This window comes from Vibrio rubrogenes (assembly GCF_059641415.1).
Genome location: NZ_JCARSY010000056.1, coordinates 1 through 12,757, shown reverse-complemented (window position 1 = coordinate 12,757; position 12,757 = coordinate 1). Strand labels below are relative to the sequence as shown.

At 43.4% G+C, this 12,757-nt stretch carries 12 protein-coding genes and 2 pseudogenes; 6 read left to right on the top strand and 8 right to left on the bottom strand.

Going from position 1 to position 12,757, the window contains the following annotated elements; genetic code table 11:
- Positions 1 to 72 precede the first annotated feature (72 nt).
- Positions 73 to 654 carry a class I SAM-dependent DNA methyltransferase gene (locus tag AC55NX_RS19740; protein ID WP_496997285.1) on the bottom strand — a complete coding sequence of 194 codons (582 nt, stop codon included), beginning with the start codon at positions 652 to 654 and terminating at the stop codon, positions 73 to 75.
- Positions 655 to 854: 200 nt separating this feature from the next.
- The gene (locus AC55NX_RS19735; protein ID WP_496997287.1) at positions 855 to 1,370 is read right to left on the bottom strand and encodes a DUF3299 domain-containing protein; all 516 of its coding nucleotides are present in this window, start codon (positions 1,368 to 1,370) and stop codon (positions 855 to 857) included.
- Positions 1,371 to 1,567: 197 nt separating this feature from the next.
- Here AC55NX_RS19735 and AC55NX_RS19730 point away from each other — a divergent pair, with 197 nt between their 5' ends.
- The gene (locus AC55NX_RS19730) at positions 1,568 to 3,049 is read left to right on the top strand and encodes an alkaline phosphatase family protein (protein WP_496997284.1); all 1,482 of its coding nucleotides are present in this window, start codon (positions 1,568 to 1,570) and stop codon (positions 3,047 to 3,049) included.
- Between the two features lie 292 nt (positions 3,050 to 3,341).
- On the opposite strand, the gene AC55NX_RS19725 is transcribed toward AC55NX_RS19730, so the two are convergent.
- Both AC55NX_RS19725 and AC55NX_RS19720 read right to left on the bottom strand, forming a co-directional pair.
- Entirely contained in the window at positions 3,342 to 4,298 is a 957-nt protein-coding gene (locus AC55NX_RS19725; RefSeq protein WP_496997283.1) for a transposase, read from the bottom strand.
- Positions 4,299 to 4,628: 330 nt separating this feature from the next.
- Positions 4,629 to 5,597 carry a DMT family transporter gene (locus tag AC55NX_RS19720; RefSeq protein ID WP_496997282.1) on the bottom strand — a complete coding sequence of 323 codons (969 nt, stop codon included), beginning with the start codon at positions 5,595 to 5,597 and terminating at the stop codon, positions 4,629 to 4,631.
- A gap of 110 nt (positions 5,598 to 5,707) precedes the next feature.
- On the opposite strand from AC55NX_RS19720, the gene AC55NX_RS19715 reads away from it, so the two are divergent.
- Positions 5,708 to 6,655 carry a LysR family transcriptional regulator gene (locus AC55NX_RS19715; RefSeq protein ID WP_496997281.1) on the top strand — a complete coding sequence of 316 codons (948 nt, stop codon included), beginning with the start codon at positions 5,708 to 5,710 and terminating at the stop codon, positions 6,653 to 6,655.
- 12 nt (positions 6,656 to 6,667) lie between these two features.
- On the opposite strand, the pseudogene AC55NX_RS19710 reads toward AC55NX_RS19715, so the two are convergent.
- Positions 6,668 to 6,889: pseudogene (locus tag AC55NX_RS19710) on the bottom strand (Lrp/AsnC ligand binding domain-containing protein); the annotation flags it as partial.
- A gap of 458 nt (positions 6,890 to 7,347) precedes the next feature.
- Between AC55NX_RS19710 and AC55NX_RS19705 the strand changes: the two are divergent.
- Together AC55NX_RS19705 and AC55NX_RS19700 are read left to right on the top strand one after the other, a co-directional pair.
- Positions 7,348 to 8,322: a DUF1852 domain-containing protein gene (locus AC55NX_RS19705; RefSeq protein ID WP_496997280.1), complete on the top strand. Its 975-nt coding sequence runs from the start codon at positions 7,348 to 7,350 to the stop codon at positions 8,320 to 8,322.
- 31 nt (positions 8,323 to 8,353) lie between these two features.
- On the top strand, positions 8,354 to 9,382 hold the full coding sequence (locus AC55NX_RS19700) for a methionine synthase (RefSeq protein ID WP_496997286.1): 1,029 nt from the start codon (positions 8,354 to 8,356) through the stop codon (positions 9,380 to 9,382).
- A gap of 298 nt (positions 9,383 to 9,680) precedes the next feature.
- On the opposite strand, the gene zigA is transcribed toward AC55NX_RS19700, so the two are convergent.
- Complete coding sequence (gene zigA / locus AC55NX_RS19695; protein WP_496997279.1) at positions 9,681 to 10,886, bottom strand: zinc metallochaperone GTPase ZigA; 1,206 nt, start codon at positions 10,884 to 10,886, stop codon at positions 9,681 to 9,683.
- Positions 10,887 to 11,052: 166 nt separating this feature from the next.
- Between zigA and AC55NX_RS19690 the strand changes: the two genes are divergently transcribed.
- Both AC55NX_RS19690 and AC55NX_RS19685 read left to right on the top strand, forming a co-directional pair.
- On the top strand, positions 11,053 to 11,298 hold the full coding sequence (locus AC55NX_RS19690) for a hypothetical protein (RefSeq protein WP_496997278.1): 246 nt from the start codon (positions 11,053 to 11,055) through the stop codon (positions 11,296 to 11,298).
- A 76-nt stretch (positions 11,299 to 11,374) separates the two neighbouring features.
- A pseudogene (locus tag AC55NX_RS19685) lies at positions 11,375 to 11,500 on the top strand (SymE family type I addiction module toxin); the annotation flags it as partial.
- A 108-nt stretch (positions 11,501 to 11,608) separates the two neighbouring features.
- Here AC55NX_RS19685 and AC55NX_RS19680 read toward each other — a convergent pair.
- Entirely contained in the window at positions 11,609 to 11,947 is a 339-nt protein-coding gene (locus AC55NX_RS19680; RefSeq protein ID WP_496997277.1) for a hypothetical protein, read from the bottom strand.
- Positions 11,947 to 12,757 (bottom strand): RHS repeat-associated core domain-containing protein (locus tag AC55NX_RS19675; protein WP_496997276.1); only part of this gene is annotated, 811 nt, incomplete at its 5' end. The genes AC55NX_RS19680 and AC55NX_RS19675, both read right to left, overlap by 1 nt.

The following is a 12,757-nucleotide window of genomic DNA, read 5'->3' as shown; positions in this document are numbered from 1 at the left end:
CATTGATGCGCTGTTTTTCTAAAAAGTTGAAATTGAGATGACAATTGAAACGCGTCGAGTTATCACGATAATTTATTTAATCGCAATCCCCATCATGACAGACATAATCCCTTGCGCAGTTTTGATCTTAAAGACCTGTGCCACGTTCACATGCGCAAAACCAGCCTGAATCAACTCATCCTGCATTTCAACCATACCTAAGCCCGATGTCCGGTCTTCATCATCAATGATCCAGTCCCAGTGAATAAATGCACTCCCCTGATTGAGCAGTGAATAAATAATCTCTAAAGACTCCGCCAAATGCGGTAAAAATTCACACACAGAGACGGCAACCACTAAATCAAACTGCTTGCGAAAAGCTGGATGCTGAGCGACGAGCCCTCTCGTCAAAGCATCAACAACAGGCTCAACATTTATCAGTTCTTTTTTATCGAGCTCTTCGATCATGGCCTCTGATGAATCCAACGCAACAATCGAGCGAGCTTGTGGCGACATCATCTCACTTAACAAGCCAGTTCCACATCCGAAATCCAGAATGTGTTTGCCTTCCAAATTAATATTCTTCGTTAATTCGGCAAATACTTTTTCTGTCAGCTCCCTATTGACCTGATCAGATTCCCAAGCCGTAGCGAGTTCATCCCAATCCTTCGCCATCGTGACCTCCATCCAACTTCGATTCAAGGCCTAGGATAACCAAAACAACCTTCGCTTCATAGCGTTACCTCTTCATCACCATACAGATTTGTCACCTACGTCCCAACTCGCTATCACGAAAGTAGAAAATTGGTCATTAGACCAGCAGTTCTCAGCAAAGATCGCTGTCGTGCCTGTCCCCTCAAAAAGTGCCTGTCCTTTTATTGGTCTGACTCATAATCGTCAAGATCTTGCCCATACAACACATAACCCGTTTCCCCCAAATCCAGATTCATCGTTTCTGTTTTCAACTGACCAACAACATAAACAATATCCCATAACTGCCGGATCGGAGCACCGTGCTCAAATTTGACATAAATAATCTGATTCGGAGGCGGTGGCGGGACATGAATACATGCACCGAGAAATGGCACCAGCAGAAATTCTGTCACGGTTTTATCATCTCCCTCCAGTGGAATGACAAATCCGGGGATTCTCACCATTTTTCCATCCAGATCATGCCGGACCCCACCAATTTTCAACTGTGGCGGCGTATCATTGTCATGATCAATGGGTGTTGTGCGAACAGGTGGATCCTGATGTCGTTCCCCTTCAGGAATTAAATCTTCCCATGATAATGTCATGACTGACTGTTGCTGAGTCTGCGCACTGACATGCCCTGACAGTAAACCCAATCCGATATAAAAAAATACCAGCCAAACCGCTTTTCTTTCCATCATAGATTCATCCAAAACTTTATTTTAAGGACTGATTTATCTTGTCCATCAATATACTGAATCAATCTATAAAAAATACCGTCATACAAAAATTTAATGATTTATTCATAAATGATTCATGTTTTTCAGTGTTAATAGGTGACTAATCTCAATGTGGTATCAGTGGATATTATAAAAAAGAAACACGGAGAATTTTTGTGAAAAACAATCATCTTTTATTAGCCAGTGGACTGATGGCGTCTCTTGTCGGTTGTGCATCAACCGGCGACACGTCTCAAATAAATACACCGCAAAAGAATGATGCTTGGTTTGTCCAGGCTCAGCAACAAATTGCCAAAGCAAAAGCGAATAAGCCCATCGCTAAACCGGCTAAAAACGTCATCCTATTCGTTGGCGACGGCATGAGTGTCGGTACAATCACTGCAGCTCGAATTTATGAGGGACAACGTCGCGGAATGCTGGGCGAAGAGTATCAACTCGCAATGGAACAGTTGCCTTACGTCGCCCTTTCTAAGACTTACAATACCGATGCCCAAACCCCTGATTCAGCAGGGACAGCAAGTGCAATGGTCACCGGGGTTAAAACCAAACAAGGCATTATCAGCGTTGATGACAACGTTCAAAGAGGCTTTTGTAACACCCAAATCGGCCACGAAGCCAAAACAGCTTGGGAAATGGCTGCCGAAAAAGGACTGTCCGTGGGAGTCGTTTCAACGGCACGCATTACACACGCAACGCCAGCAACGACTTACGCACACTCAGCCGATCGTGACTGGGAAAATGATACAAAACTCCCAAACATTGCTAAAAACCAAGGTTGTATTGATATTGCGCAGCAATTAATCAATTTTAATGGTGGCAAAGGTATGGATGTTGTTTTCGGTGGTGGACGTCGTGAATTCCTACCAACAACAACGATTGATCCAGAGGGTAAAAAAGGCAAGCGTAAAGATGGTCGTAACCTGATTTCAGAATGGCAGGCGAAACACCCGAATGCACAGTACGTTTACGATAAAACAGGATTTGATGCGCTGAATGGCAATACCAAACAAGCATTTGGTCTATTTGAAAGTAGCCATATGAAATATGAAGCGGACCGCAGAGACGGAGAACCATCCGTGGCAGAAATGACAGCGAAAGCGATTGATATTCTGTCCAAAAATAAAGATGGTTACCTGTTAATGGTTGAAGCCGGACGTATCGATCACGCTCATCATGATGGTAATGCAGCGCGTGCGCTGATTGATACCGTTGCTTATGATGATGCAATCAAAGCAGCATTAGACAAGACCAATCCTGAAGATACTCTCATTATTGTGACTGCAGACCATGCACATACTTTGATTTCAAATGGTTATGCTGATCGTGGCAATCCGATTCTCGGTCTGTCCAAGAAAAATGGTCAGTACAACGTCGATGATTATGGCAAACGTTATACAACGCTTTCATACGGAAATGGACCGGGTGCTGTCAAAGGTGCACGTTCTAATCCCACAGAGCAAGAAGTGATGGATCTAAACTACAGACAGCAATCGCTAGTGAGACTGTCCTCTGAAACCCACTCAGGTGAAGATGTCGCTATTTTCGCCCGCGGCCCTGAAGCCTATCTCTTCCAAGGTGCTGTAGAGCAAAACTACATCTTCCATGTGATGAATGAGGCTCTGGGTTTAACCAAGTAATCATATAGGTGTCGCACCTGATTACTGATTACTACTATCAGACAACGAGAAACCATGCTGAGGGTGTGACTAACTTTCAGCATGGTTTTTTATTTGGACACACACTCTAATTTGGACATACAAAAATACATTCTGAGATACCTTTTTATGAGAGGAGATTCATTCCAAATAGAAATTGCAGGCAGAAGCTTTAATATTTCGTGGATATATCAGAGTATTCTCAAAAGAATCAATATTTACACATGTCTCTAAGCATATCTATTAAATGATTTGCAGTGTACCAGGCAGGATATTAAATCGATAATCCATGGATGCGTTGTTTGTTTAATTGAATTTTTACTGCATTTAATTGTTCCGATGTTCCAATCCAGAGGCAACGTTTTTGTTCCAGTTGGGAACACAAATCGACACTCTCTTTTTGCCCCAAAGATAATCGAACCAAAATTTCGGGCTGATGAGACTCAATATAACCCGTTTTGCCCTCTCTCATCTGTCGGCCAACCCAATCCACCCACTCAATATAATCGATCAAACGAAATGGAATAGCATCTGCTTGTTTCGAACTTGTGTCCTCAGCAAATGGTAGAAGTCCCTGAGGCTTAAATTGACGACACTTGAGTGAATCCAATCGTCTTTTTATCGAAGTATACTGTGAGGTTTCCGGTGTCGGTGCGATACCAGCTCGAACTGGATTCAAGTCTGTATACGCCATGGCAGCCAACAGCGCTTTCTCATCCAGTAGAGCCTGTGATTTGAATCGTCCTTCCCAAAAATGACCGCCACACCGATCCTCTTGGTTGGCCTGCCTAGCAATACTAAAATTAAGCTCTTTCATAAACCAACTGAGAGAGAAAAGTCGCTCACGCCAAAGATGAATCATGTTTTTACAAGCCGGTATTTCAGCTGTAGACACTTGATTCTTCAGATAGCGTAAAATCAGCTGAGGTAACAAATGTTCTTTTCCCCAACGTTCAATGACAGCCTTATCTGAAAGCTGTTGAGCCTTTGCTTGATTAATATGTACAACCAGATGATAGTGGTTACTCATCACAGCATAAGCACAAATATCAATACAGTACACTTGAGCTAAAGCCAGAATTCGCTGCTCAACCCACTGGCGACGGTGCTCATAAGACTGCCCCGTTAGCGGGTCTTGCCCACAAAGAAAAGCACGTCTGACACAACGGGACACACAGTGATAATAAGCAGTGGTACTGAGAGAAACGAGTTGTGCTCTGGCAATTGTCATCAGAAAATCCACATTGATGGGGGAATACTCAAAAGTATTTCAAATCAGAAAGTTAAGATAAATAGGAAGTGTCGTATAGTACGTGTCATGTAACCTTTTCGATGTAATCTTAATGTTGCTCAAGAATGACATACTTATCTTATTCTAAGGTGTCTGTCCTCAGAACCAAAAAACCATGCCGGAGATAAAATCTGCAGCATGGTTTTTATGTGGGTTTTTTATGTGGACACTCGCTTCAAAACGTAAAGTGTGTGTCCTCGGTACCTAGTACCTAGCGTGTCTGTCCCCGGAAGCTGCGTGTCTGTCCCCGGAAGCTGAAGCTCTCGGAAGCTAAGCCGTAGATGGCCCCGTCACCTCACTGGTTACCCGTTCACGACGCTTAACATTCACAAGCTGGACACTAATGGCGGCAAATACCACCAATCCCATCCCACATAAACTTAACCAGTCAGCTTGTGCTGCCTCTATGACGTCTGTCCACCATCCCATAGCGACACATAACTCTGTCAGTAAAAAAGCCATCACAGGCGTCACGGCGATAACAGAACTCACTTGTACCGTTTTCCAATACGTCAGCGATTTGGCAAAAGCCCCATAAGCTACAACAGTATTAAGGCAGCAAAACAGTGCGATTAACCACTCTTCTAATGACATTTTCAGCAAATCTGCCAGAGATGTCAGAGGCAGCATCACGACCATAGCCATGAGATAAATCCCTAACAATATGTTGGATGAATCAAGGTGTTTAAAGAGGGATTTTTGGACCAGCGCATAGAGACTCCATGTTAACGCAGACACGAAAATAATGCTCAGGCCAGTCAGCAAAGCTACAGTTTCGGTCTCACTCCCACTTCTCAATACAGGATGAAAAAAGATCAGTAGCCCCGCAAACAACAAAGCGAAACATCCCCATTGCTGCCATGAAATGTATTCTTTAAAGAAAACCGCGCCCCCAATCGCCAAAAACAAAGGTGCCATTTGCATACTTAATTGGGAGGAGCCCGGAGTCAGATAAACCAAACTCCATGCATAACAGGTGTAATTAATCATTAATAACACCCCGGCCAACCCCAAACGCATCCATTCTGAACGTTTCAATTGCCGATACTGGACTAAACGATTATGCCGTTTTTGCCATAACCAAACGATGGCACCGGCAACTGTAAAACGCAGCCATGTGAGCGTCACTGGATCAGCAAAATCATTCGATAATTTTAATGCTATCGCAATCATTCCCCACGCAATCATGGTTGTACAACTCAATAACAGCCCATATATAAAGTTACGTGATATGTTCACCACTCATCCCCTTGCGAAAAATATCCTTTCTAGACATATCATGCGGTTCTCTTCTCAAACAATCCAATGCATAATGTTTCTAACAATTATGCAAAAAGTGGGATAAACAGATGTTATCGTCAGAATTACAGCATGTAGATATGAAATCACTAATGGGATTACTCTATCTACTGGAAGAACGAAACGTCAGTAAAGCAGCCAATCGCCTGTTTTTAAGTCAGTCTGCGATGAGTCGTCTGTTACAACGTTTGCGTGACGCATTTGACGATCCACTGTTTATCAGGACTTCAAAAGGCATGGTTCCGACCGCGAAAGCCGCTGCGCTTGAATACCCAATTCGCCAGATGATTGAGCAAATGGCTGGTCTCAACTCCATCCGTACTTTTTCTCCGGGTCAAAGTGAGCGCTCATTTCGCTTGCAGACCACCCACTATCAGGCTCAAGCTTATGTGCCTTACATCGCTTCTCGGTTTTATCAAGATGCACCACATGCCTCACTCGAAACCAGCACAATTACAGAAAGCAGCCTAATCCATTCAACCCAACATCATATTGATGTCGTGCTCGCGAGCAATTACATTCAGGTGCCAAACTCATTTGAGCGATGTCTGCTTGGGCGAGAGAAATTTGGTTGTATTATGTCCAGAAATCATCCACTGGCGAAGAAAGACGAAATCACATTGGACGACTACATCCAACATAATCATATTCTGGTGAGTATGGGAGGTACATCCCGAAACTTTATTAATGATGCACTGAAAGAACAAGTCAAAGAACGACGATTTTCTTTCCGTACCCCTTATTTCCTGGCAGCCTTAGCAACCGTAGGACAGACCAATTTATTGCTAAGCTCTAGCCGTTTGCTGGCCGAACGATTCCAGAAACAGTTCGGCCTGACAATTCGAGACCTCCCCTTCCCCTTCCCCGATCCAGAATATTATCTCTGCTGGCCCAAAGCACTGACAGATGATCCCGGTAGTCAGTGGTTTCGCTCGCTTTGTCGGGAAGTGATACAGGATATGATTCCCTATCCAGAGAAAAATATTAGCCCTGAATAGATTAACAATCATTCACCGTTCATCTTTCGGCGAATCCATCACCACCATGGTGGTAATCGAATTGACTTGAGCACATTCTCCCAATACCTCGGAATGGAACCGCTTATAAGCCAGCAAATCTTTCGTCTCAACACGAAGTAAGTACTCATTATCACCAGTAATGTTATGACACTCGGTCACCTCCGGTGCAAACTGTACATGCGTCTCAAATGTCAGCTGAGCGCTTTTACTATGATCCATCTTTAACTCATTGTGTTTAAGAGCACTGCTCGGGCTATAGTAACGATGGCGGTTATAATGTAAACCCGTTTCTTTATCGCTGTCTGCCCCTAAAAGGACAGTCACCTTAACAGGACGGTCGGTACTGTGACTGTCCTTGTAAGATCGTTGTAAGATCGAAAAGCGACTGTCCTCGTACTCGACTGTCCCCATAAGTAAGAAGACCCACCCAAATCATGAATTTTTCTCATGTTGATAGTGAAGTAAAATGAATTTTAATCAACTCGCAAACCAAGTATAAAAACAGACAGTGCTTCACGTTAGGATAAACGACCGTCGTGTTGAATCAGACGGTTCAGAGAAAATAGCAAAAGACTGTGAAGTAACGATTGGGAAACTAAAAACATAACGATCCCCATCGAAAGAGTAGGAAATGAGTTCAGCTTTTTTAAGGAAATAGGATAACGCTCACTATGAACGACAATTTTACATTTGCGATTAAGAGCATTTGTTTTGATGAAAATTATCAACCATCAGACAATACGCGTATCACGACTAACTTCGCCAATTTGGCCCGGGGCGACAGCCGCCAAGAGAATCTGCGTAATACACTCAGAATGATTGATAATCGTTTCAACGCTTTAGCGCATTGGGATAACCCTCAAGGTGACCGCTACTCTGTCGAACTCGAGATCATCTCCATTGACATGGATATCCAAGGTAATGGTAAAAAGTTTCCATCCATTGAAGTTCTGAAAACCAACATTGTTGATCACAAAACCAACCAACGTATTGACGGCATCGTCGGGAATAACTTTTCTTCTTACGTGCGAGATTACGATTTTAGCGTGCGCCTGCTAGAGCATAATAAAAATCAACCTCAATTCAGTGTCCCCCAAAATTTTGGCGATCTGCATGGCAAGCTGTTTCAGTCTTTCGTCAATTCAGACACATATAAACAGTATTTCCAAAAGCGTCCTGTGATCTGTCTGAGCGTCTCGGATAATAAGATCTATCATCGCACAGGCAATCAGCACCCTATTTTAGGTTTTGAATATCAGCCGAATGAGTCCTCTTTGACTGAGCAATATTTTAAAAAGATGGGGTTGCAGGTTCGCTATTTTATGCCACCGAATAGCGTTGCACCGTTGGCTTTCTATTTCTTTGGTGACCTGTTAAACGATTACTCGAATCTTGAGCTCATCAGTACCATTAGCACCATGGAGACATTCCAAAAAATTTACCGACCCGAAATCTATAATGCCAACGCGGTCGCAGGCGTGTCTTATCAGCCGAATCTGAAGAACCGCGATCATTCATTTACTCAAATTGTTTATGACCGTGAAGAACGCAGTCAACTCGCAATTGAACAGGGAAAATTTGCTGAAGAGCATTTCATCAAACCCTATCAGGCGATACTTGAACAATGGACAGCGGCTTACGCTTAATCAATCACGAGAACGAATGGCAGAATTGACTATGAAAAAGTTATTACCGACTTCAACAGCTGGCAGCTTACCAAAACCTTCTTGGCTTGCTCAACCTGAAACACTTTGGTCACCTTGGAAGCTACAAGGGGAAGAACTCACTGACGGCAAACAAGATGCGCTACGTCTGTCTTTGCACGAACAACAATTGGCTGGGGTTGATATTGTCAGCGACGGAGAGCAAACGCGTCAACACTTTGTCACCACCTTCATTGAACACCTTGATGGTGTTGATTTCGAAAACCGTAAAACAGTTAAGATTCGTAATCGCTATGAGGCAAACGTCCCAACCGTTGTCGGCCCAGTCAGTCGCTCAAAACCCGTCTTTGTCGAAGATGCTAAGTTTCTGCGTCAACAAACAAAGCAACCGATAAAATGGGCTTTACCCGGCCCGATGACGATGATCGATACACTTTATGATGACCATTATAAAAGCCGTGAAAAACTGGCTTGGGAATTTGCCAAAATACTCAATCAAGAAGCGAAAGAATTAGAAGCAGCGGGTGTCGATATTATTCAATTTGATGAGCCTGCTTTTAATGTGTTTTTTGATGAAGTCAACGATTGGGGAATTGCCTGTTTAGAAAAAGCAATCGAAGGGCTCAAGTGTGAGACGGCTGTCCATATTTGTTATGGTTACGGAATCAAAGCCAATACGGATTGGAAAAAAACATTAGGCTCAGAGTGGCGACAGTACGAAGAGATATTCCCTAAACTGCAACAATCAAATATCGATATAATCTCACTTGAATGCCACAACTCTCACGTACCGATTGAACTGCTTGAACTGATTCGGGGTAAGAAAGTGATGGTCGGTGCGATTGATGTCGCAACCAACACTATTGAGACCCCTGAAGAGGTTGCCAATACGCTGCGAGAAACCCTGAAATATGTCGATGCAGATAAGCTCTACCCTTGCACCAACTGTGGTATGGCACCGCTACCTCGTGAAGTCTCTGCGGCGAAACTGAATGCTCTCAGTGCAGGTGCAGCAATTATTCGGAAAGAACTTTCGGCTTAGAGCAGTCCATTACCCAGCTCACAAGATATATTGAAGGCAGACGAAATTAAGCAAGAGCATTGATCACAGCGCACAGCCATACAGTTCAGTGTACACAAAACAGCGGTTGCAAGAATGCAACCGCTGATATTTTCTGCCTTACATTTGTATGGACACACACTTTCATTTGTATGGACACACACTGTTGCCACCCGCAGCGATGAGGCGTCTGTCCCCGTTTATCTGCTGGGTTTCGTGCCAATCGATAATGGTACCGTATTCACAGACAGGTCATGAAGTGTAACCGCTAAGCAGGTATTCATGCATCAACCTCCCACTCAACAAAAGGATCCGGTAATGTTTGCCAAAGATCTTTCCCGGCTAATAACTCTTCCTCACTTAATAAACACGCATCAAGCGCTTTGATCATGGCCACCTGATCCAGCCCCTGACCAATAAATACCAACTCCTGACGCATATCACCAAAAGGCTCGACCCAGTGTTCTTCAATCGCTGACAAGTAATCCGGATCCGTTGGCCATTGCGTTTTAGGTACCGCTTTCCAAAACATTCCGGCAAAACCATAGTGAGCAATACCCCCGGCCTGATTCCACTGTCCGGCAAATTCCGGGCGAGATGCCAACCAGAAATACCCTTTTGAACGAATTAACTTACCGAAATTTGTTGTATTGTGCACAAAGTGATAAAACTTCTCAGGATGGAAAGGACGACGCGCCTGATAACTGAAACTGCTAATGCCATATTCTTCCGTTTCCGGAATATGCTCCCCCCGTAACTCTTTTAGCCAACCGGGCGCTTGTTGAGCCCGCTCAAAATTGAACAATCCAGTATCCAAAACATCGGAGATATCAACCTGTCCATTTTGGATCGGAATAATACGGGCATGAGTGTTCAATGTTTTCAAGATAGCAGTCAGCCGCGCCACTTCTTCAGAAGAGGCGAGATCCGTCTTACTTAACAAAATCACATCAGCAAACTCGACCTGATCAATCAACAAATCAGAAACACTGCGTTCATCCTCTTCCCCGAGATGCTCACCGGTCTCTTGCAACGACTGAGCGGCTTCGTAATCCCGCAAAAAATTTACAGCATCAACAACCGTCACCATGGTATCCAACCGGGCAACATCAGACAGAGAAATCCCTTCATCATCAGTAAACGTAAATGTCTCAGCAACCGGCAGTGGCTCAGAAATACCGGTAGATTCAACCACCAGATAGTCAAAACGATTCTCTTTTGCTAGTTTGCTCACTTCAACCAGCAAATCTTCCCGCAAGGTGCAACAAATACAACCGTTGCTCATTTCCACCAGTTTCTCTTCTTGATGATTCAACGACACTTCGTTTTTCACGGTGGCAGAGTCGATATTGATTTCACTCATATCATTGACGATAACAGCAACACGTCTCCCCTGACGGTTATTGAGAATATGGCTCAGCACTGTCGTTTTTCCTGCCCCCAAAAAACCCGATAGGACGGTGACCGCAATTTTTTTCTGATTCATCTGTCGCACTCCAAAACCGGACCTATGTCTCGATTGATTTCTGTAGATGACTGTCCTTTAAGCAAAGGCTTAATGACCAAACACCATTTTAGATACGTTATAACATAACAAAATAAATTACGAAATACTGCCAGTCCACCTATCCCTTGTGTATGGACACACACTTTTGTTCTTGGTTCTCTTCTGTCTTTTACTTGTAGCGATGCAGGGGTGTCTGTCCCCATTAGGGGCCTACAATCCCAAGTTCGCCCAAAAAGCCCGCGAATACTTGCGTCAGTTAGAAGAAATGTTTGAAGCCGAACAGCGGCACAACAGTCAAGAATTACGCAACGTACTGCTGTATCTGAATAATCTGATTACTACTCATTATGTGCGCTACCATCAAGAGATTGATGGGGAGGATTTGGTGTAGTTAATTGGTTTGTCTGGATTTCGAGCCGCAATTGCGGCTCATTTTACAATAGAAGCTGTAACTCGTCAGCTACGTTCCTAACCGAGACGATACTGCCACCCCGGATATTCACCTCAAGGGTCAGTGGCTACGGGAAGCCGGGGTTGAGACCGGGACGAAGATCACCGCGGACTGTATTGTGCTCATCCCCGATATCAGTTGATATGAATGAAAACAGCCGGGACTATTTTTAGCCCGGCTGTTTTTTGAGGGAGTTTGAATTGTGAACTGGGTTAGAGTGTCTGCACCTGTTAATTTTTGAACGTGAGTTCTATTTTTTTTTCTTCATATAAAAACAGCGAATTTTATAAATTGAATCCTCAAACAGAGATAATTTTACTCTCCAATCTTCATAACTTATATTGTTGGGACACATATCTTTAAATCCTTTGATATTTGAAGCAATACTATAATATCGCTCAATTTCATTTTTATAATATTTAGTGGATATCTTTTTCATTGCTTCATCTTCTGGCAAACCAGAAATTACATTCAAAATACGGATAAAATCATCAACTCCTTTAGATGCCTGAGTTAATCCCCCTTTATTCAAGGTATCAGATATATCCATAGAAACATTTATTAAATTATTTATACGAAGTAATAACATTATTCATCTCCAAAGCCGACTTTTCCACTAAATCTACCTCCATCTGTAACAGTTTGATGGCCTCCTCCTGCCTTATACTTAGAGCCAAATAGACCACCTTGTTGTCCTGCAACTTTTCCTTCAAGTAAGATTTGATCGACTTTGAGAATTGCCGGACGATATCTGATAGCTGAATTTCTGACTTCTTTACTATCCGGTAAAGCCAAAATTATCTGCCTATCTAAAGAACTGGTTGTATCTCTTAGTCCTTGAGTAACAAACACCAAAGATGCTGGTGTTTCACTGTTTATATCACTAAAAGACTCAAACATTTCCCCAGCTTTTCCTCTACGCATATAAATTTGTCCATCAAAAGACTGTACAACACCAAGAGCATCCGCATGAGCTTTTTCTGGTGAGAGTCTGCCAAGTGCTCTATTTTCCAATAGCCGGGTAGCATTCTTATTAGATATCGGTAGAGAGTCATAATTTAACCCATTCCCCATATTCGAAGCGTTTCTGGCAGCCTGACTTTCAGCAATATTAGCAAGAACACGATCCTTCGCAGATTGAGTTGAACTTCCTGCCCCCGGACAATCCCCCACACACTGCGTCAACCCCAGCGGGTCAATCCACCCCGTCGGATTTTTCACATACTGGTAGTTGTTTAAACCACCAGCCAAACCAATCGGGTCGGGGGTGATAAAGCGTCCGGTGCTCGGGCTATAGTAACGATGACGGTTGTAATGTAAACCCGTTTCTGCATCATAATACTGCCCCTGAAAACGCAGCGGGCTGACGATTTCTGCCTTACGCTGATAAGCCACATTA